This window comes from Solibacillus sp. FSL R5-0449 (assembly GCF_037975215.1).
Classification (GTDB): Bacteria; Bacillota; Bacilli; order Bacillales_A; family Planococcaceae; genus Solibacillus.
Genome location: NZ_CP150239.1, coordinates 1,148,566 through 1,169,243, shown reverse-complemented (window position 1 = coordinate 1,169,243; position 20,678 = coordinate 1,148,566). Strand labels below are relative to the sequence as shown.

At 40.4% G+C, this 20,678-nt stretch carries 26 protein-coding genes; 15 read left to right on the top strand and 11 right to left on the bottom strand.

Annotated elements, in window-relative coordinates; genetic code table 11:
- The first annotated feature begins 109 nt into the window (after positions 1-109).
- The 3 genes from MKY27_RS05610 (at position 110) to MKY27_RS05600 (ending at position 2,339) form a co-directional block, all read left to right on the top strand.
- Entirely contained in the window at positions 110-505 is a 396-nt protein-coding gene (locus tag MKY27_RS05610; protein WP_339176577.1) for a MerR family transcriptional regulator, read from the top strand.
- 36 nt (positions 506-541) lie between these two features.
- Positions 542-1,858: a hemolysin family protein gene (locus MKY27_RS05605; RefSeq protein WP_339175775.1), complete on the top strand. Its 1,317-nt coding sequence runs from the start codon at positions 542-544 to the stop codon at positions 1,856-1,858.
- 136 nt (positions 1,859-1,994) lie between these two features.
- On the top strand, positions 1,995-2,339 hold the full coding sequence (locus tag MKY27_RS05600) for a general stress protein (protein ID WP_339175774.1): 345 nt from the start codon (positions 1,995-1,997) through the stop codon (positions 2,337-2,339).
- A gap of 156 nt (positions 2,340-2,495) precedes the next feature.
- On the opposite strand, the gene MKY27_RS05595 is transcribed toward MKY27_RS05600, so the two are convergent.
- From MKY27_RS05595 to MKY27_RS05585, 3 genes are all read right to left on the bottom strand, one after another.
- On the bottom strand, positions 2,496-2,963 hold the full coding sequence (locus MKY27_RS05595; RefSeq protein ID WP_079525722.1) for a Fur family transcriptional regulator: 468 nt from the start codon (positions 2,961-2,963) through the stop codon (positions 2,496-2,498).
- Positions 2,964-3,027: 64 nt separating this feature from the next.
- Positions 3,028-3,537, bottom strand: a complete 510-nt coding sequence (locus MKY27_RS05590; RefSeq protein WP_339175773.1) for a hypothetical protein — start codon at positions 3,535-3,537, stop codon at positions 3,028-3,030.
- A gap of 67 nt (positions 3,538-3,604) precedes the next feature.
- A complete protein-coding gene (locus tag MKY27_RS05585; protein WP_339198416.1) occupies positions 3,605-4,147 on the bottom strand; it encodes an NUDIX hydrolase in 543 nt (180 codons plus the stop codon).
- A gap of 88 nt (positions 4,148-4,235) precedes the next feature.
- Between MKY27_RS05585 and MKY27_RS05580 the strand changes: the two genes are divergently transcribed.
- Positions 4,236-5,126, top strand: a complete 891-nt coding sequence (locus MKY27_RS05580) for an aldo/keto reductase (RefSeq protein ID WP_339198413.1) — start codon at positions 4,236-4,238, stop codon at positions 5,124-5,126.
- Positions 5,123-5,602, top strand: a complete 480-nt coding sequence (locus tag MKY27_RS05575; protein WP_339198410.1) for a VanZ family protein — start codon at positions 5,123-5,125, stop codon at positions 5,600-5,602. The genes MKY27_RS05580 and MKY27_RS05575 overlap by 4 nt, the downstream gene beginning before the upstream one ends.
- Before the next feature lie 270 nt (positions 5,603-5,872).
- Here the strand turns inward: MKY27_RS05575 and MKY27_RS05570 are convergent, their stop codons facing one another.
- Together MKY27_RS05570 and MKY27_RS05565 are read right to left on the bottom strand one after the other, a co-directional pair.
- The gene (locus MKY27_RS05570) at positions 5,873-6,127 is read right to left on the bottom strand and encodes a YqkE family protein (RefSeq protein ID WP_339198409.1); all 255 of its coding nucleotides are present in this window, start codon (positions 6,125-6,127) and stop codon (positions 5,873-5,875) included.
- A gap of 21 nt (positions 6,128-6,148) precedes the next feature.
- Entirely contained in the window at positions 6,149-7,327 is a 1,179-nt protein-coding gene (locus MKY27_RS05565; RefSeq protein ID WP_339198406.1) for an acetyl-CoA C-acetyltransferase, read from the bottom strand.
- 177 nt (positions 7,328-7,504) lie between these two features.
- On the opposite strand from MKY27_RS05565, the gene MKY27_RS05560 reads away from it, so the two are divergent.
- A complete protein-coding gene (locus tag MKY27_RS05560) occupies positions 7,505-8,458 on the top strand; it encodes an alpha/beta fold hydrolase (protein ID WP_339198403.1) in 954 nt (317 codons plus the stop codon).
- Positions 8,459-8,558: 100 nt separating this feature from the next.
- Here MKY27_RS05560 and MKY27_RS05555 read toward each other — a convergent pair whose 3' ends face one another.
- Both MKY27_RS05555 and MKY27_RS05550 read right to left on the bottom strand, forming a co-directional pair.
- The gene (locus MKY27_RS05555) at positions 8,559-9,029 is read right to left on the bottom strand and encodes an S-ribosylhomocysteine lyase (RefSeq protein ID WP_339175766.1); all 471 of its coding nucleotides are present in this window, start codon (positions 9,027-9,029) and stop codon (positions 8,559-8,561) included.
- A gap of 141 nt (positions 9,030-9,170) precedes the next feature.
- Positions 9,171-9,392: a YneF family protein gene (locus MKY27_RS05550; protein WP_008408061.1), complete on the bottom strand. Its 222-nt coding sequence runs from the start codon at positions 9,390-9,392 to the stop codon at positions 9,171-9,173.
- 236 nt (positions 9,393-9,628) lie between these two features.
- On the opposite strand from MKY27_RS05550, the gene MKY27_RS05545 reads away from it, so the two are divergent.
- The 6 genes from MKY27_RS05545 (at position 9,629) to MKY27_RS05520 (ending at position 13,336) form a co-directional block, all read left to right on the top strand.
- A complete protein-coding gene (locus MKY27_RS05545) occupies positions 9,629-9,982 on the top strand; it encodes an ABC transporter permease (RefSeq protein ID WP_339175765.1) in 354 nt (117 codons plus the stop codon).
- Between the two features lie 12 nt (positions 9,983-9,994).
- Positions 9,995-10,621 carry a PspA/IM30 family protein gene (locus MKY27_RS05540; RefSeq protein WP_339198401.1) on the top strand — a complete coding sequence of 209 codons (627 nt, stop codon included), beginning with the start codon at positions 9,995-9,997 and terminating at the stop codon, positions 10,619-10,621.
- A gap of 66 nt (positions 10,622-10,687) precedes the next feature.
- Positions 10,688-11,362, top strand: coding sequence for a cell wall-active antibiotics response protein LiaF (gene liaF / locus MKY27_RS05535; RefSeq protein ID WP_339198398.1), 675 nt, complete (start codon positions 10,688-10,690; stop codon positions 11,360-11,362).
- Positions 11,359-12,384 (top strand): sensor histidine kinase, encoded by a 1,026-nt coding sequence (locus MKY27_RS05530; RefSeq protein ID WP_339198395.1) that lies wholly within the window; start codon positions 11,359-11,361, stop codon positions 12,382-12,384. Before liaF ends, MKY27_RS05530 begins: the two co-directional genes overlap by 4 nt.
- Complete coding sequence (locus MKY27_RS05525; protein WP_339198392.1) at positions 12,377-13,006, top strand: response regulator transcription factor; 630 nt, start codon at positions 12,377-12,379, stop codon at positions 13,004-13,006. The genes MKY27_RS05530 and MKY27_RS05525 overlap by 8 nt, the downstream gene beginning before the upstream one ends.
- 12 nt (positions 13,007-13,018) lie before the next feature.
- The gene (locus MKY27_RS05520) at positions 13,019-13,336 is read left to right on the top strand and encodes an acyl-CoA dehydrogenase (protein ID WP_339198390.1); all 318 of its coding nucleotides are present in this window, start codon (positions 13,019-13,021) and stop codon (positions 13,334-13,336) included.
- A 799-nt stretch (positions 13,337-14,135) separates the two neighbouring features.
- Here the strand turns inward: MKY27_RS05520 and MKY27_RS05515 are convergent.
- The 3 genes from MKY27_RS05515 to MKY27_RS05505 all read right to left on the bottom strand — a co-directional run bounded on the left by MKY27_RS05515 (position 14,136) and on the right by MKY27_RS05505 (position 15,746).
- Entirely contained in the window at positions 14,136-14,567 is a 432-nt protein-coding gene (locus MKY27_RS05515) for an iron ABC transporter substrate-binding protein (RefSeq protein ID WP_339175756.1), read from the bottom strand.
- Positions 14,568-14,595: 28 nt separating this feature from the next.
- A complete protein-coding gene (locus MKY27_RS05510) occupies positions 14,596-15,297 on the bottom strand; it encodes an O-linked GlcNAc transferase (RefSeq protein WP_339198388.1) in 702 nt (233 codons plus the stop codon).
- Positions 15,298-15,416: 119 nt separating this feature from the next.
- Positions 15,417-15,746: a heme oxygenase gene (locus MKY27_RS05505; RefSeq protein WP_339198385.1), complete on the bottom strand. Its 330-nt coding sequence runs from the start codon at positions 15,744-15,746 to the stop codon at positions 15,417-15,419.
- Between the two features lie 122 nt (positions 15,747-15,868).
- On the opposite strand from MKY27_RS05505, the gene MKY27_RS05500 reads away from it, so the two are divergent.
- From MKY27_RS05500 to MKY27_RS05490, 3 genes are all read left to right on the top strand, one after another.
- Positions 15,869-17,311 (top strand): bifunctional UDP-sugar hydrolase/5'-nucleotidase, encoded by a 1,443-nt coding sequence (locus MKY27_RS05500; protein ID WP_339198383.1) that lies wholly within the window; start codon positions 15,869-15,871, stop codon positions 17,309-17,311.
- A 138-nt stretch (positions 17,312-17,449) separates the two neighbouring features.
- Complete coding sequence (locus MKY27_RS05495; RefSeq protein WP_339175750.1) at positions 17,450-17,980, top strand: hypothetical protein; 531 nt, start codon at positions 17,450-17,452, stop codon at positions 17,978-17,980.
- Between the two features lie 18 nt (positions 17,981-17,998).
- A complete protein-coding gene (locus tag MKY27_RS05490; RefSeq protein WP_339175748.1) occupies positions 17,999-19,537 on the top strand; it encodes a flotillin family protein in 1,539 nt (512 codons plus the stop codon).
- A 53-nt stretch (positions 19,538-19,590) separates the two neighbouring features.
- On the opposite strand, the gene MKY27_RS05485 is transcribed toward MKY27_RS05490, so the two are convergent.
- A complete protein-coding gene (locus MKY27_RS05485; protein WP_339175747.1) occupies positions 19,591-20,661 on the bottom strand; it encodes a branched-chain amino acid aminotransferase in 1,071 nt (356 codons plus the stop codon).
- Positions 20,662-20,678 lie beyond the last annotated feature (17 nt).

Below are 20,678 nucleotides of genomic sequence, written 5' to 3'. Positions count from 1 at the left end.
TTTTTTCGGTGCAGCATATCCTTTCATTTGAATTGCGTCCCATTTACAAAATGTACTATTTACGGTATTCTTGAAAGTAAAACGTGACAGATTGAGGTGATAATTTGGGATCGACAAACTAAAAATCGGAGAGCTTGCCGCAGCAACCGGCGTGACAAAACGAACTATTGATTATTATACAAATTTGGGCCTTCTAAAAGTAGAACGTTCGGCATCCAATTATCGCTACTATGATAAAGAAATGATTGAACGTATTCACTGGATTGAAGAGCAGAAGAAGCTTGGCAAATGCCTCGATGAAATTCACCGCTTACTTGGCCCTTCAAAAGAAGAACCTGAAGAAATCGATGTTCAGGATATTCGATTGCAAATGCGCAAACTTGAACATGATGTAACGGTATTAATGGAGCATTTAGATGACAAAGAGCGGCAGAAACTCCGTAAAAAAGTTTCACCTGAAAGTGTTGCACTCATGCAATCACTATTATTAATTTTAAATAACTAGGAGGTGAACGTTCTACTTCGTGAGTAGAACGCTCGTTTGACCACAATCATTAACTTAACTATTTTCGCGGTTTTAATCGCTTTTACGGCCTTTTTCGTTGCAACGGAATTTGCGATCGTAAAAGTACGTCAATCTCGTATTGACCAACTTGTAGCTGAAGGTAAAGCTGGTTCCATTTCAGCTAAAAATGTAACATCCCACCTTGATGAATATTTATCGGCCTGTCAATTAGGTATTACGGTAACAGCGCTGGGGATCGGTATGGTCGGTGAATCCACATTTGAATTTATACTTCACCCTCTATTCGAATCATTCGGTATCGGTTCAGAATCTATTCATTGGTTTACATTAGGTGGTGCATTCTTTTTAGCGACATTCTTCCACGTAGTAGTAGGCGAACTTGCGCCTAAAACAATTGCCATCCAAAAAGCGGAAGCGATTACACTGGCCTTCGCAAAACCGATACAATTATTCTATAAACTTATGTTCCCATTAATCTGGCTGTTAAATGGTTCAGCACGTTTATTATTAAAATTGTTCGGGATGCGACCAGCGAGCGAACATGAACTCTCCCACACGGAAGAGGAATTGCGCCTGCTTTTATCAGAGAGCTATAAATCCGGCGAGATCAATGTAAACGAATTGAAATATGTAAACAATGTATTTGAATTCGATGATAAAATCGCACGTGAAATTATGGTTCCCCGTACAGATATTGTCGGCTTTGATGTAACTGCAACGTTCGAAGAGGTGTTAACGCAAGTTTCTGAGGAACGCTATACACGCTACCCGGTATACGAAGGGGACCGCGATAATATTTTAGGTTTTTTAAATATTAAAGACTTTTTAACACTCGGTATGAACAATCGGATCAAACCGGCGACATTCAAATTGGAAGACTATATTAATCCGGTCGTTCGCACAATTGAAACAACACCGATTCAAAGTCTGCTTCAAATTATGCAGAAAAAGCGCATTCATATTGCGATCCTGCTTGATGAATATGGCGGAACGAGCGGTATGATTACCGTTGAAGATATTCTGGAAGAGCTTGTCGGGGAGATACGCGATGAGTTTGACGATGATGAAGTTTCAGATATTCGTAAAATCGGTGAAGACCATTATTTAGTCTATTCAAAAGTATTGCTTGAAGATGTTTCTAAACTGCTGTTTCTTGATATTGAAGATCCGAATGTTGATACAATCGGAGGCTGGTACTTCACAAACATGCCGGACCTGAATATTGAAGATACATTTATTTATGAAAACTACGCATTTAAAATCCATGAAATTGATGGCCATCAGCTGCAATTTTTGGAGATAAAAAAAATGCATGATCTCATAGAACAGTAGCCGTTAAAACAATATAATTTCCATCTGTATGCACGTTAATCCTGTCAGCTGAATGATGCCTTTATGAATCTCTTAACGTTTTAATTGTAAGAGTTCGGGAATAACATAAGTATTCATACAAAGGAGAGTGTATATAATGGCAATTTTAAAATCAGTAGAAAACGGTGTACAGGCAAAATCAGTAATCGAATCATTTATTACAGAAGGTTATGATCGCGATCATATTCATGTCTTCGCAAACAGCAATAAACGTGCGGAAGACATTGCCGACTTTTTCAATGTGGATGCGAGCAAAACTCCCGGCACAACGGAAAATGACAAAGGCTTCTTCGCATCGATTAAAAACTTCTTCCAAAGTACTCCGGAAGATCTTCACCATCAGCTTGCTGATATTGGTGTAGGCGAAAATGAACATGCAGCTGCAAAGAATGATCTGGATGCAGGTAAGGTTCTTATTGTTGCCCATCATCCGGCAAAATAATTAAAACTACAAAACTCTATTTCTCACATTTGAGGGAAATAGAGTTTTTTGTGTAAGTGTAGATGCCTGCCTGTCTTTTATTATTATTAGACAAATGCAAAAAATCATACAAAAAAAAAGAGCAGCAAATTTTGCTGCTCTTTTTTTGATTATAGATTATGCATTGCTGTCTCCAGAGTTATCATTATTATCATGACAACGCCAGCAGATGCCATGGAATGTAAGACGGTGATCTTTGATAATAAAGTTCCAACGTTTCTCCACAATTTCTTCTACATCTTCTAGTAAATCTTCTTGAATTTCATCTACTGCGCCACATTCGATACAAACTAGATGATGATGGAAATGCTTTGCGCCCTCTTGACGTAGATCATAACGGGACACCCCATCACCAAAGTTAATTTTATCGACAATTTTCAGCTCTGTTAAAAGCTCCAATGTACGGTATACAGTAGCCAGTCCAATCTCGGGTGCTTTTTCTTTCACTAATAAGTAAACGTCTTCAGCACTTAAATGATCTTCCTCATGCTCCAGTAAAACCGCTACTGTTGCTTCTCGCTGTGGCGTCAGCTTATAGCTCGCACTATGCAGTTGCTTTTTAATTCGATCAATACGGCTCTCCATATGTGACGCCCTCCTAAACTCTTTTCATTATACCAAATGAGTAAATCTCATTACAAGACAATGATTATTTAAATAAATAAGTAATTGCTAAATTTTCGACTGCAAAAACAATTAGCATTACGACGATCAGGAAAATGATCTTATTCCATGGCATGACCGTTTTCAAGGCTCGTCTACTCGAAGTTTTAGTAGTAATTTGATAGAGCATAATTAAAAGTACACAATATATTAACTGAAATGGAAACCACCAAAATGCATAGAGTTTAATAGATTCATGCTGTACTAGTAAATAGACCGAGCTGAAACCTAAAAACGTTACTTTTATTGCAATAAAAATAAGGCCTATACGCGGCAAATATTTATGTGTCGAAAAGAATAATACAATACTTAAGGCAACTATGAAAGGAACTACACTCCAAAGCAATTCAGGTTTATCCATTTGGAGCAGTCTACGATCACTGTATTTAATAATTTGCTGTACTTGTCCAATATCGAATAACTGATAACAAACTACCCCACAAATGAAACATACGACAATCATCGAAGTATATTGAATATATAGATATTTACGCATTTGGACGCCTCCTTGTCCATACAACTTATGCACATAAATTGTCCTTATGCGTAAACAATTATTGATTTCATTTCATTTTTAATTTCAACCATAAAATCGCAAAAGCGGTTTTGGCATCGTAAATACGACCGTCCGCTACCATCGCTTCTGCTTCTTCCAATGATACTTCCATTAGCTCCACAAATTCATCTTCGTCTAAATCAACCGGAATGTCTAATTTTTTTAACTTTTCTGCTACGTAAATATGGATAATTTCATCCGCAAATCCCGGTGATGTAGCAAAAGCCTGTATAAAATCGAAATGATCCGATGTATAGCCTGTCTCTTCCTCCAACTCGCGGCGGGCCGTTACAATAGGCTCTTCCCCTTTTTCCAGCTTGCCGGCAGGAATCTCTATAATTGAACGTTCAAGCGCTTTACGGTACTGCTCAACAAGTAAAATTTTATTGTTTTCTGTGATGGCAATTACCGCGACTGCTCCTGGATGATTAATAATTTCACGCTTCCCTGTTTCACCATTCGGAAGCGATACATCGTCTACTTTTAATGAAATGACCTTCCCTGAATAGATGGGTTGGGATTGAATTGTTTTTTCTTCAAATTTTTTCATGACCATGCCTCCACTTGTTCTCTTCCTAATATTCATTGTACCATTAGTAGGAGCTATTTCTAAAATATTGAACCAGGGAGGAATTAACATGAAAAAACGACAATTAGGTACAAGCAATCTTCACATCTCTGAAATTAGTTTAGGCTGTATGTCATTACCTCCAAACAAGGCACAAGCAGAAGAGGTCATCCATGCTGCAATTGATGCGGGCATTAATTATTTTGATACCGCAGACCTGTACAACCAGGGCGAAAATGAAAAAGTTGTTGGCGCAGCGCTGAAGCAACACCGCCACGATATTTATTTGGCAACGAAAGTCGGGAATCGTTGGGAAGAAGGCAAGGAAGGCTGGGGCTGGGATACATCCGCAAACTATATTAATAAAGCGGTACGAGACAGCCTGCAACGACTACAGACGGATTACTTGGATCTTTACCAGTTACATGGCGGTACGACCGAAGATAATTGGGAAGAAATTACCGACACAATGGAAGGTTTGAAAAAAGAAGGATTAATTCGCGAATATGGCATTTCCTCCATACGACCGAATGTCTTCATGCCATTTTTGCAAAATAGTAATGCCATCAGCAATATGATGCAGTTTAATATTTTTGATGAACGCGCAAGCGAATTTTTCGATTCGATTCAACAGACAGGCGCTTCTGTCGTAACGCGCGGATCAATCGCGAAAGGCTTGCTGACAAATGAGTGGCGTACACGTTTAAAATCCTATATGAGCTATGATGAAGCGGCAGCAAAAGACGTACTGCAAAAAATTGAACAGCAATTCGGGGATGTACATGCAGCTGCAATCGCATTCAATTTACGCTATCCAACTGTTGCTTCAACTGTTATTGGGGCACGTACACTCGCTCAGCTGAAGCAAAATCTGGATGCTTACGAAAAAGCGCAATCGCTGCAAAATATTTCGGAGATCGACAGCTGGACAAAAACCGACCGTTACACTGAACATAGATGAAAAAGTGGATTGTTCTCGTCATCATCGGGATAATCGTTGTCGTAGTAATGTCTAACATGGGCTATGAACAGCAAACGATTGTTCCAGCACTTAAGGATTTGTTAAAAGACAAACCTTTTGAAGCATGGTTAAGCCAGTTTGAAATTCCTTATTGGGGAAAAATTATATCGGTTGAAACACGGGGCTATTTTCAATTTCTTGAGTTTCTTATCCGAAAAGCTACCCATTTCTTCGGATACGGTTTATTAGCGGTCATACTCTATACTTTGTACCGGAAACTGAAGTGGTACTTTCCGATCGTTCTCGCCTTTGTTACAGCTGTAGTAATCGCAAGCCTTGATGAATACCGCCAAAGTATGATTCCGGGTCGCAGCGGCCTTGCAGCAGATGTCGTACTCGACGCATGCGGCGCGTTGACATTGTTACTGTTTGCAAAACTTATTGTTGTTGTATTTAAAAAAGATAGCAGGACATAATCAAAAAGCCATCTTTCTCCGAGAGAAAAATGGCTTTTTGTGCTGAGCGTTAAATTGATTTCCATTCCGGGACGCTTTCCGCGGGCGTGGCCTGAGCCTGTAGTCTCAGGCGTCACGCTATTCCCGCAGGAGTCGCCCTGCATTCCAATCAATTTTGCAAAATATCCGTTTCTTAACAAATGCTTTCCTATTATTTAACGGTCATTCTACTTATGTCACAGCCTCTATTCGTATTTATTAAGCTTCTTTGTAATCCGTTTTGGATAACCCTTAAAATTTCGAACCTTTATCACCGTATTGATTTAACAGGTCTTCAAAGCTCATATTTTTTTCACGTTGTTTGCGTTCGAATGCCGCTTTCGCCAGGCGCTCTTCTTCTTTCGCCTTTTCGTCAGCCACCATTTCCTGCTTCGCTGCTTTCAGCTTGGCCAATACATCGCCGCCTAACTGATCGGCCAATGTTGCCGCCTTGTCTTTTGGAAGCTCGAATTCATTTGTTGTTCTTTGCTGTTTCTTTTTTGCCATCGTTTTCACCTACATTTATTATTAGCGTTGTACAATTGTCGCTACACCTTGTCCGCCACCAATACATAATGTTGCAAGACCCAGCTTTGCATCGCGCTTTTGCATTTCATGTAATAATGTGACTAAAATACGCGTTCCGCTTGCGCCGATTGGGTGTCCAAGTGCAATTGCACCGCCATTTACATTTAGTTTATCATGATTGAACGCCAATTCGCGATCAACTGCAATCGCCTGAGCGGCAAATGCTTCATTCGCTTCAATTAAGTCCATTTCGTCCAATGTTACATTCGCTTTCGATAAAGCTTTTTTCACTGCCGTTACCGGTCCGATTCCCATTACAGAAGGATCGACCCCCGCGCTCGCATTAGCGACGATTGTTGCAAGTGGTGTAAGCCCTAATTCAAAAGCACGCTGCTTTGACATAACGACTACCGCTGCCGCTCCGTCATTAATACCGGAAGCGTTCCCTGCAGTAACCGAACCGTCTTTCTTGAATGCAGGACGTAATCCGTTTAATTTTTCTGTTGTTGTTCCATGTTTTACATATTCGTCTTGTGAAAAAATAACCGGATCCCCTTTACGTTGAGGAATTTCTACAGGAACAATTTCTTCAGCGAATCTGTTTGTCGAAATGGCTTCCGATGCACGGGCTTGGGAACGTGCTGCAAATTCATCCTGTTCCTGACGAGAAATGTCATACTGATCACATAAGTTTTCTGCAGTTACGCCCATATGGTAATCATTAAATGCGCACCATAAGCCGTCTTGAATTAATGTATCGATAATTTTTTGATCTCCCATGCGGAAACCTTCTCTTGCATTTCGCATAATATATGGTGCTTGACTCATATTTTCAAAGCCTCCAGCGACAACAACTTCCGCATCCCCGGCAATGATTGCCTGTGCTGCTAAATGAACGGCCTTTAAGCCTGAACCACATACTTTGTTAATTGTCATCGCTGGAACTGTGTATGGTAAACCAGCTTGGATACTTGCCTGTCTTGCCGGGTTTTGACCTAAACCTGCTGCGAGAACATTCCCCATAATAACTTCATCAACTGTTGATGGATCTAATTCAATACGATTCAATGCTTCTTTTATTACGATACTCCCTAAAGTCGGAGCCGCAATATCTTTTAATGCCCCCTGAAAAGCACCAATTGGCGTACGTACTGCACTTACTATTACAACTTCTGTCATGAATATATCCCCCTTAGTGTGAATGGTCCCTTTGTGAGCAAAGTTAAACTTGCTTAACCCGATTTTATCAAATATTCCGCATTTTTCACACAAAAGTTTCCAATAATAAATAGATACATATTAGTTGATTTATCCTAATAATTCATCGAATATTAAATTAATTAAGGAGTGGTTTTCATGAAAAAACGTACACTGTTTTTATCTGGCAGTATTGTAACAACACTGCTGGCAGCTGCTACAACGATCACTGGTGTCGTGATGACAAATCACATTATGTATATAAAGAAAAAGGACGATGCTTTCATCCGCGAACGTGAAATTGCGGCAAAACGCTTTGATGAAGCTTGGTATGAAGGCTGTCCGAAAGAAATTTTATTGATTGACTCTCCAAATGGCTATAAAATAAGCGGCATCTATTTAAAACCTGTGGAAACAAAAAATACAGTCATCATCTGTCATGGTGTCACTGAAAATAAAATTAACTCGATGCGCTATGCCCGAATGTTTGAACGGCTTGGTTTTAATGCATTTGTATACGATCACCGCCGTCACGGAGAATCTCAAGGAAAAACAACAAGTTACGGCCATTATGAAAAATACGATTTACAGGCAGTTGTGGAGACAATCCGCAACATTGCCGGGGAAGATGCCCTACTTGGTATTCACGGGGAATCAATGGGGGCGGCAACGACTCTGCTCTATGCAGGCACATTAGAAGATAATGCGGATTTCTATGTATCCGATTGTGCCTTTTCAAATTTCCCCGAGCTTCTAAAACGCATTTTCGAAAGTGTTGTACCGATCGATTCGAAATACACACTTCCTTTCGCCGACTTTTTCATGCGTATCCGCGATGGCTACTCCGTAAAAGAAGTGATGCCGATCGATGCTGTAAAACAAATTCAAAAGCCCGTCCTCTTTATTCACAGTACACCTGATGATTTCATTCCCTCCTCCATGACCGAAGAACTGTACGAACAAAAACCCGAACCGAAAATGCTGAAACTGTTTGAAAAAGGCGAGCATGCGAGATCATTCAACGACAATCCCGGTGACTATGAACAAACGGTAGCGAAGTTTCTCCATGACCACGTACCGGCATACCGCAATATAACCGATTCTTTAATTTAAGTAATAAGCACTTTCTGTTCAGTTGTTTGAACAGGAAGTGCTTTTTCGTTTGCCGGAAGGAATAAAAAAAGCCCCCATTTAAATGGAGGCCCTACATCTATTAATCATTAAAAACAATATGCCATTCATCGCGTTTGGCTAAAAATTCTTTTGCCAGCTGTTGCGCACCTTCTAAACTATGGCTTGCCGCCCAACCGCATTGAACTTCATTGCAGGCAGGAACAGAAGTCGCCGCCAACACATCCTGAATAGTCTTTTCTAAAATCGCCAACACGCCTTCATAATCATCATAATTCATAAATGAGACATAAAAGCCTGTTTGACATCCCATTGGTGAGATATCGACAACCGCGTCACTATGATTGCGGATACGGTCTGCCATTAAATGTTCCAGTGAATGAAGTGCCGGCATTTCCATATGCTCTTTATTCGGCTGCTTAAAGCGGATATCATATTTTGTCACGACATCGCCCTTCGCCCCTTCTTTTGTACCCGCTAAACGTACATACGGTGCGACCACTATCGTATGGTCTAAATCAAAGCTCTCAACATTCGTTTTTTCTGTTGCCATTTTTTTCCCCTCCAATACTTACAATCTATATAAGAATAGACTAGATTATTTTTCTTTTCAAACAAAATATTCTGAATTTTATTTTACGTCAAATAAAAACTACCTTCTTCACTCAATAGAATGCGAAAGGTAGTCCAATTATTATTTATCTTGGAATTTGTTCATTTGTGCCATCATTTGACGCACTTGTTTTTCAGACGGTTTACGTCCCATTTGTGCCATCATCACGCGAATCATTTGTTCATTAATTGGCGGGTTTTCTTTTAAATACTTCATCATATATTGACGAGCTGCGTAGAAACCAATTGCCACGCCCCCGATAAGAGCTACGACGATAAGTGTAATTCCTAACCATAAAGCCATTTTGTCCAACCTCCTCCACTACTTATGTACCGAGAAAAACTCTCCATCAAGCATTATACAATAAAAGCTATTCCGTTTCTATATATTTTCACTCTCCTGGCAGAAGTTAAGTCATGAGAATAGCTGTCTGAGACCGTCTCAGCCTCGAGACCTAGATGAAAATACGGTAGCAGGTCGTTATCGAATTTTTAAATTCACGGTAACATGAACTTATCAACGACAAGGAGGAACACATAATGAAAAAGTTTTTCTTATATTCAGCGGCTTTTATTACAGCGATCATCGCACTTTGCCTGCTCGCACCAGTAGCCGGGTTATTAATCTCGGGAGCACTTCTGGCAGCAGGTCTGCACTATTACACAGAAAGTAAATCTACTTTCGGAAAAGTAATGAGTCTGGTTGTCGCTTTAGCCGGTTTAGTAAGTGCCTTATCAAACATCCCAGGCTTTATCGGCTTAGCTGCAATCGGTGTCTTATTTTATCTTTACAAAAACCGTAAAAACGAAAAGATTGAATTTTTACCAGGCAAAAAAGAGGAAGAAGATCCATTTACAAACTTTGAACGCGAATGGGCAAATTTAAACAAATAGGAGCGATGGACAATGAGAAATTTATTTACAAAATTTAAATATTCAATTCAGGCGGATTTACATGAAATGTTTGACAAAAAGGTCGACAAAAACCCGATTAAAATGCTGAACCACTACATTCGTGAAGCAGAAAAACAAACTGAAGAAACGGGCAAATTGCTTGCACGTCAGGCTCAGCTAAAAAAAGAGCTGGAAATCCAACTTTCACAAACAGTTGAAATGCTTGAGAAACGTGAAAAACAGCTAGTACTGGCTCAGTCAACTGGGGAAGCTGAACTGATTGCGTTTGCACAGGAAGAAGTAACGGCTTACACTGCACGAAAACACGCTCTTCTTTCAAGCATTGATGCAGCGAATACGGAATATTTTGCACTGGAACGCAAATTCGAAACGATGAAACATAAAATCAAAGATATGAAAGTGCGCCAGCTTCAGCTGATGGGCAAAGAAAATGTCGTGCGTGCCAACCATCAAATGGATAAAGTTCTCACATCGGACAATGCCGGTAATTTTGATGAACTATCAACGTATATTGATGAATTATCTCAAAATATCGAGCGTAAATATGAAGTAACCTCTTTTGAAGCTCGCTTGGCACAGCTTGAAAAAGAACAAAAGCTCATAGAACAGCCAAAATAATGATATAATGCGTAAAGGAGAAGGCATCGTGCTTTCTCCATTTTGCACGTTATAGGGGGAGGCACTATGCCGAAAATTACATCAGATCAGCTTGCGATTATCGCGATTAGTATGGCACTTGTCGTATTGATTGAATTGACTCTTTTCAATAATGGCACTGTGTTTTTACTGATTTTAGGTGCACTGTTTCTATTTTTCAGCTTTAAAAAGAAGAAACGGTACTTATTATGGACGGGACTCATTCTATTATTCTTTGCTATTATTAATATTTGGACACTGCGCCTTTTAATCATCGGTGTGCTAGTCTTTCTTTTATACCAATACTTAACGAAAAAAGAGCAAGTGATGGAAATCAAAAGCCACTTTGCCAATACATCAAATCACAATCAATTAATCGGCACAACGGGTGCTCCGACAGAAAGCTATCATTGGAAAGACGTTCATATTCAACGTTTTATCGGCGATATTACAATCGATACGACCGAAACGATTTTACCAAACGGAAAATCGATTATCGTCATCCATCAATCTCTTGGAAAGGTACGTGTTATCGTACCTTATGAAGTGACGATTCAGCTGCATTACTCCACTTTATATGGTGAAGCAACATACTTGGACTATGCGCCAAAGCAATGTATTAATGAACAGCTTCGTTTTGAGGATGGAGAAATGGATGCAAAACGTGTCCTAGTTATTTATGTGACATCTTGGATTGGCGATGTGGAGGTGCAGCGCGGATGATTGCCTTTATTTTACGCTTTTTTATACTGATGATGGTTTTTGCAACTTTTGCCATGAATATTTTCATTTTCCTGCTTGGCCAACCGCAAGAAGAGACTTGGCGCTTTTTATGGGAAAACAATGATTACTCATTACCGATTGTCGCCGTGATTGCCATTATCGCAACAACGACGAGCTTCTTTATTTCATTATGGATTTCAATCGCATTGAAAATGAAAGAAAATCAGATGACCCGCATTGTGAAAAAAGTGGCGGAGCCTGATTTCGCACAAAAATTCAAAAAAGCGAATGGCTCATTAAAAAAAGCATTGCGTGAGACGAATGAATTAATTGAAACACAGCGGACCTCTCTACAGCGGCTTTCAAATGAAAAAGTGGAAACGAATGACGCCATTGTTCAGGAGCGGCTTCTTGCAGAACGTCAGCGGCTTGCACGTGAACTGCATGATTCTGTATCCCAGCAGCTGTTTGCTGCTTCCATGCTCCTCTCCGCACTTACAGAACAGCGACAAGATGAATTTGCACAAAAGCAGCTCGGGCAGGTGGAAAAAATCGTCCAGCAGGCCCAGCTCGAAATGCGCGCACTGCTACTTCATCTGCGACCAGTTGCCCTGCACAATAAAAGCTTGGCGGAAGGTTTAGAAGATCTGATTGTAGAATTACAGGAAAAAGTGTATTTCAATATCGACTACCAAATCGAAGAAATCGCTTTATCGAAAGCAGAGGAAGATCATCTCTTCCGAATCGCTCAAGAAGCTTTGTCGAATACGTTACGTCACGCGAAAGCAACAGAAGTCGAACTGTTATTGATCGCACGCGACCAGCTGGCGATTTTGCGCATTCAGGATAATGGTCTCGGCTTTAATATGGATGGAGATAAAACGACTTCTTACGGCCTGCGCAATATTGCCGAACGCGCTGTCGAAATTGGCTGCACGTATAAAATTGTCTCTGTACCGGATGAAGGAACAATTGTCGAAGTGAAAGTTCCGCTCAAAAAGGAGGAACAAATGAATGATTAAAGTTGTCATAGTAGATGATCACGAGATGGTTCGAATCGGGGTTTCCGCCTATTTATCGGCACAACCCGATATCGAAGTCATCGGTGAGGCGACGAACGGCGAGGAAGCGATTGAAACAGTACTCTCGCTAAAACCGGATATTGTACTGATGGATAATGTGATGCCGATCAAAACGGGTGCTGAAGCGACTGCCGAAATTTTGGCACTGTGGCCGCAAGCTAAAGTAATGATTGTCACGAGCTTTATCGATGACGATAAATTATATCCGGCCCTTGAAGCAGGTGCTGTCAGCTATATACTGAAAACAAGCAACGCCAAACAGATTGCCGAAGCGATCCGGAAAACGATGGCCGGGGAAACCGTTCTTGAACCGGAAGCAACGACGCGGGTAATGGCCCGTATGCGCGGAACAGCCCCTGCCCTGCATAACCATTTAACAGACCGGGAAATGGAAGTACTCTTATGTATGGCTCGCGGCCTTGCCAATCAGGAAATAGCGGAAGAACTGTTTATCGCATTAAAAACGGTAAAAACCCATGTTAGCAACATTTTAAGTAAACTCGAAGTGCAGGACCGCACACAGGCTGTCGTCTATGCATTTCAAAATGGCTTAGTAAAGTAAGGAGAATTTTTTATGACATTTACGTACGAAAACTTTGCAAAGGACGGGACGCTCACATTACTGGATCCCCTCTTCACACTGTTGCTGATTTTCTCAGCTTTGTTCATCATTGTCCTGCTACGCTTTGCGATCAATCCGAAAATCATACTGTTTATTGGTGCACTCATTATTTTATTAAGTGCACAACTGCAGTCGATTGGTGGGATTTTGGCGGATGAGCTGAATTTAGTTAGCTCATCAAAAAACTTTTACATTTTTATTGTGATCGCTGTGATTTGGGTCGCGATGATCGTGTTTGCGTTTGTGAAGGATAGAAAAAAGAAGAAGTGATGATTGGACTGGGGTTGTCCTGAAGTTATGTCTATAACTTTGGGGCAGCTTTTTTTGGGGGTTGGGGTGTTGGATTTATTAGAACTTTTTTGGGTTTATTAGAAGATTTGTGTGGCTTATTAGAACTTTTTACAGGGATATTAGAAGTTCAGTCGGTTTAGGGCGAAGAACGGTCTAAATACGTTTCCACGGAGGCTATGGTGTGCACCGGGGTAGTTATATTAGAACTTTTTCGATTTTATTAGACAATCTGAATGACATATTAGAACTTCTGACCGCGTTATTCGAAGATCGAAGCTACTTATTAGAAGATTCGGGAGATATATTAGAAGTTCCGTTATATATTAGAACTTTTCAGATTTTATTAGAACTTCCAGCATGGATATTAGAACTTTCAGCGCTTTTTTGGGCTTCGGTATGCTAATGGGTGCACATCTCCACATATTAGAAGATTTGTTTTGGCTTTTTAGAACTATATTAGAAGTTCAGCCGGTTTATGGCGAAGAAATGGTCTTTATACGGTTCCACAGAGGCTATGGTGTGCACCGGGGTAGTTATATTAGAACTTTTTCCTGTTTATTAGACAATCCGACTGACTTATTAGAACATCTGACCGCGATATTCGAAAATCGGAGACACTTATTAGACAATCCACAACTTATATTAGAAGATCCATAACATATTAGAACTTTTCAGATTTTATTAGAACTTCCAGCATGAATATTAGAACATTTCCGTCCCACACAAAAAAGCCCACGTACCGCTTTCTTCCTCAAAGCGTTCGTGAGCCCTTCCCCTATTATTTCAAATCATTCAAAATCGTAAACAGCGGTTTTTTAACATCGAGCAATTGCTGATGTGCCCCACTCTGCTGTTCCGCGCTTTCCGCCTCATAAAATGCAGCTAATGCCTCATCGATTTGTTGATAGGAATCAAACAGGTTTGCATCATCCACTTTTTTATTGCCGAAAATATCGATGAACATGCTCAGCTGATATTGAAAGTTTTTCTCGTACATTGTCAGCACATGCTTATTGTCATCAATCTCCACTTCATCGTTCAATATATACGTTTGGAAATCCACCAAATCCGTATACGCTTTTTCCAGCTCTACCGCATATTGAGCCTCTTTTTCATTGCCTTTATTCCAATCAAGAATCTGAATAAAAATAAGTAAAAATAGAATGATCGTTAAGTATATCGAAATACCTTTCCAAGATAAAAACTTCATGCTTGTTCCCCCATCTGCCGGTGCTTCGTTAATTGAAAAGATATTCTTTCAAGTTTTCCAATGTTGAATCAATGCCTGAACGCAGCGATACTTGATCTTCGCGACAATTCTCGATTGCTTTTTCAATAGCAATTAAAGCATTTTCCAAAAACGGCTCGGCATTCAAATCTTTATACAGCTGTGTTAAAACGAGCGCTTTATTCCAGTACCATCTTGCGTTATCCGGATCCAGGTCGATCGCCCGCTCAATATAGACCATTACATCAAACGGCGACCAGTTAAATCGGTTCATCGTCTGTCCTGCAATCCCGTAATACAATGCCTTATCCGGATGATGCTTCACCGCCTGCATAAAGCAGTGCACACTTTCATCATAATGGTGCGCCATTAAAAAAAGATGTCCCTGTACATAAAACGACTGTGCTTTCCGTTCGGCATCCGCTGTTCGGGCATCGTGTTCAAGCTGTTTCACTTTTTCCGAGAACTGTTGTTCATCTTTAATCGCACGCAGTTGTTCAACCTCATCATTTTCCGGATAGCTTTCATTGGCACGTTCAACACTTTGCGAAATCCGTGCTGTCGGCTTCGGGAATTTCCCATAATCGTATTTCTCAAAGATTTTTAAAAATTGCGTTGCCTGTTCATTTTCGCCGCCTTGTAATTGGCGTTTCGCTTCTTCATAGCATTTCAAAAACTGTCCGTCATAAAAATACTGCACCATGTTCGACATTAAAAACACCTTTCTGTTATTCATTCACTATTTGTGAAAGTATCGGTTATATGTATTACGTTTAAAAGTATGTATAGCACAAAGGTGTCCTAACCAAACATTAGGACACCCCCTTTACACTATTTTGAGATTGTGCCTGCTACTTCGGCGATTACAATTTGTGAACCTAACATTGGTGATTCACCTTGATGACCTCCGCCTTCACCTTCAGATGGACGTTTGTGTGATTGTTTGAATGCATCACTTTCACGCCATACAGCAAAGCTCTCTTTTGAGTCCCAGTACATAACAACGCTCATTTCGTCATATTCTTCAAATTGCGTTGATACTAGTACTTCTACTTTCTGGAAACCTTCAAATTCCTGTAATGGTCCTGGTTGTACAAATTTTGGGGCCATTTTTTCGGCAAAGCCTTTTTTTACTTGAATACGGTTAGTTACTGTAATCATGATTACCAACTCCTATAATTTAGCATAAACTGTTTATTCTATTTATTTAATCACTTTCAGAACTGTTGCGCAATAATTCACGCTATAATAAGGAAAATGAAATATTAAAGGAAGTTTTCTCGATGAAATTTACTATTATTGCGACGAGCGATATTCATGGACATACCGAACGCTTTTCACAGCTTGCGCAAATGATTTCTGCCAGACAGCCAGAACTGTTAATCGATAATGGCGATTTTTTGCATGGCAGTCATTTAAGTTATTATTACGATTATATTATTCAAGAACAGCACCCGCAAATTGAGCTTGCGAACACCCTTGGCTATGATGTTGCCGTTTTCGGGAACCATGAATTCAACTATTCTCCCGAGAAAATCCAATCGATCCGCAACGCCACTAATTTCCCGTGGATCGCCGCCAATATTGCAGGGTTTGCCGAACCATATTTTATTAAAGAAATAAATGGGCTGCGCATTGCTGTCATTGGGGTCGTGACGCATTTCACAAAAAACTGGGATGAATGTGATTCGACAAAGCATCTGCATTTCGAGAATGCTTTTAAAAGTGCAAAAAACACTGTAAAGCATGTTCGCGAAGTTGAACAGGTACGGCTTGTCATTTTAAGCTATCACGGCGGTTTTGAACGGGATCTTCATAACGGTCACCTAATCGATCTGGAACAAGGCGAAAATGAAGGTTATCGTATGCTTCACGAAATAGAAGGAATTGATCTCTTCATTACCGGCCATCAGCATTTGGAAATTGCCACAGTACAAAATGGTGTCGCAATAGTACAACCGGGAGCAAATGCACATTGCTTCGCGCAAATCGATGTCACTGTGGAAAACGGTTCATTTTCTTTTGATCCTTCTATCGTTCAAGTCGATTCAACATTAACAATGCAGTCTTTTCCCGATTTTGATGCGTGGAAAAAACAACAAATCGGAACAGCTGGTGAAGCATTGACTTATTCCGACTTTTATACGCCCCGCATGAAAATGACCACTTATACACAGTTGCTTTACGATATGCAGCTCCATTACACGGGCGCTCAAATTTCGGTCATCGAATTGCCGTACCATGCAAAAGGCGGCTTTCCGGAAAAAATAACCCGTGAAGATGTTTTACATAACCTCCCCCGGTCTACCCGACTGCTCGTCATCCGAATGACCGGAGCCGAAATCCGCCGGGCGATTGAACAAAGTGCCGCTGTCTTTGCGCTCAACGATCTGGGAAAAATCGATTTTAGCATGAACGTCTACTATCCGGAGCCTCAGCCGTATATTTATGATCTGTGGGGTGGCATTGATTACATAATTGACTTATGTCAACAAACAGGTCAACGCGTCACGAAGCTAGCTTTTGAAGGAAATCCAATTCAGGATAATGAAATTTTTGAAGTAGCGGTCAATAGCTACCGTGCAACAGGTGCACATAACATGCAGATGTTTAAAAAACCGCCTATTCGTAAAACCGATCAATTCATTCCCGATTTGATGATGGAGTACATAGAACAGAACAGTCCGCTAACGGTTCACATCAAAAACGATTTCCAAATGAAATAAACCACTCTTCCTCCAAGATGTATGTCAATCACTTTGAATTGGCATACATTTTATATTTTTCGGAAAATAATAAATTTTTTTGAAACTTTTTTCCATTTCATCCGTAAATTTATTAAATAGCAATAAGGAGGTGGCAACTTGTTTGGTTATTCCATTGAAACCATTTATTTAATCATCTTAATCGTTATTGGGTGTTGCACTGTTCTTTACTTATTTTTTGCAGATGTTGCGGATGTGTCCATCGATGGAACACCATTTTTTGACCCGGCTGTTATCCTTTCATTTATAACGTTCACATCGGCTGCGGGCTATTTGCTGGAACAGTTTACCGGCTTAACGAGTATCATCATATTCATCATCGCCCTTATAATTGCGAGTTTATTGACAGCACTTATATATTTTTTCCTGCTCGTTCCATTACGTTCAGCAGAGGTGTCCCTTGCCTATACGGAAGAATCACTTGAAGGTCAGGTCGGAAAAGTGATTGTGCCCGTTCCTCTTGATGGTTTTGGGGAAATAGTGATTGAAACGGCAAACGGTATTATTTCAAAGCGTGCAGCAAGTTTTCATCAAGTAGAGATTCCGTATGACACGCAAGTTTTAATAATTGAGATGCAGAGTGGTACAGCAATGGTCGCGATTTATGAGAAAGAAGAAATTCAATTTTAGAAACAGGGAGGAAATTTTATGTCAGGTTTGGCAGGAATATCAGGAATTTTACTAACAGTGGGGGTAGTTGTATTTCTAATTGTCGCTCTTGTAGCCGTCTATATTATGAAATATCGCACAGCTGGTCCGGATGAAGCATTAATCGTAACTGGGAGCTATTTAGGAAGCAAAAATGTACATACCGATGATTCAGGAAACCGCATCAAGATTATTCGCGGTGGTGGTACATTTGTATTCCCGGTTTTCCAACAGGCAAAACCACTTAGTCTACTTTCAAGTAAACTCGAAGTAACAACTCCGGAAGTTTATACAGAGCAAGGTGTTCCGGTTATGGCGGATGGTACAGCAATCATCAAAATCGGTGGTTCAATTTCGGAAATTGCCACTGCTGCCGAGCAATTTTTAGGAAAAGATAAACAGGAACGCGAAAGTGAAGCGCGTGAAGTACTTGAAGGTCACTTACGTTCGATTTTAGGATCGATGACTGTTGAAGAGATTTACAAAAACCGTGATAAGTTCTCGCAGGAAGTACAGCGTGTCGCATCACAAGATTTAGCGAAAATGGGCTTGGTCATCGTATCATTTACAATTAAAGATGTTCGTGATAAAAACGGCTATTTGGATTCTCTAGGTAAGCCGCGAATCGCACAAGTGAAACGTGATGCAGATATCGCAACTGCCGAAGCAGACAAAGAAACACGTATTAAACGTGCACAGGCAGCTCAGGAAGCGCAACAGGCTGAATTAGAGCGTGCTACTGAAATTGCGGAAGCCGAGAAAAATAATCAGTTAAAAGTGGCTGAATACCGCCGCGAGCAGGATATCGCAAAAGCTCGTGCCGACCAGGCATACGAACTGGAATCTGCACGTGCGAAACAGGAAGTAACGGAACAGGAAATGCAAGTACGAATCATTGAACGTCAAAAGCAAATTGAATTAGAAGAAAAAGAAATTCTACGTCGTGAGAAGCAATATGATTCGGAAGTTAAGAAAAAAGCAGATGCGGATCGTTATGCAATCGAACAAAACGCAGAAGCGCAAAAACGTAAAGAGCTTGCACAGGCAGATGCCGAGAAATACCGGATTGAAGCACAGGCACAAGCTGAAGCGGAACGTATTCGTTTAGATGGTCTGGCGAAAGCCGATGCAGAGCGTGCACAAGGTACGGCAGAGGCAGAAATTATCCGTCTGCGCGGTCTTGCGGAAGCAGAAGCGAAAGAGAAAATTGCAGAAGCGTTTGAACAATACGGTCAGGCAGCTGTCCTTGATATGATTGTGAAAATGTTACCGGAATACGCAAAACAAGTTGCGAGCCCACTTTCTAATATCGATAAGATTACCGTTGTGGATACAGGTGGCGGTGCAAACGGTGGTGCCGGTAAAGTGACGGGTTATGCGACTGATCTAATGGCCGGTTTACAGGAAACATTAAAAGCTTCTTCCGGTATTGATGTGAAGGAATTAATTGAGACATATGTCGGAAAAAATGCATTTGAAAAATCGGCAATCATTCCTCGCGAAGACTTTTCACGCGTTGAAGAAGTACTTGAAAAATAATTAATACAATAAAAAATACAGCCTCCATAACGGAAGTGCTGTATTTTCTTTTATTAAATTTTAACCGTCCAGCCAAACGGATCTTCAACTTTACCGTATTGGATGCCTGTTAATGTATCGTAAAGCATTTGTGTTACTTCACCGATTTGGCCGTTGTTGACAGTAATGATATCATCCAGCCACTTCAGCTCCCCTACCGGAGAAATGACAGCTGCTGTACCTGTACCGAATGCCTCTTCCAAAGTACCGTTTTTAGCCGCTTCTACAATTTCCTCAAAAGCAATTGCACGCTCTTCAATCGGAATGTTTTTTGATTTTAATACTTGAATCATTGAATCGCGAGTAATCCCAGGTAGAATACTGCCGTTTAATGCCGGAGTAATTACTTTTCCTGAAATTTTAAAGAAGATGTTCATACTGCCTACTTCTTCTACGTATTTATTTTCCTTGCCGTCCAGCCATAATGTTTGAGAATAGCCTTGTTGTGCAGCAATTTCAGAGCCTTTTAAGCTCGATGCATAGTTGCCGGCTGTTTTTGCTTCACCAGTACCGCCAACTACGGCACGTACGTAGTGCTGTTCTACTAAAATTTTAACCGGGTTAATGCCTTCTTTATAATAAGAGCCAACTGGTGACATGATAATCATAAATTTATAGCTATTCGCAGGATTTACACCTAAATAGCTTTCTGTCGCAATAATAAATGGTCGAATGTATAGAGATGTACCTGGCGCCGTCGGAACCCACTCACGATCTACTCGAAGTAATTCTTTTAATGCTTCTAATGCAAAGTCCTCATCAATCGGTGGAATGCAAAGACGTGCATTGGAAGTATTTAATCGTTGGAAGTTACGGTCCGGGCGGAATAACTGGACTTCCCCATCTTCTGTCATATATGCTTTCAGACCTTCAAATACTGCTTGTCCATAGTGGAATACCATCGCAGCAGGGCTTAATGTAATCGGAGCATATGGTGTAATTGTCGCATTATGCCATCCTTTTCCATCTTCATAATCCATAACAAACATATGGTCAGTAAAAATTTTACCAAAACCAAGCTGTTCTGCAGGTGTTTTCTGTTTTCTATTTGTTGATAACTCAGTTGTAATTTGGTATGTTGTCATAATTTCATGCTCCTTAA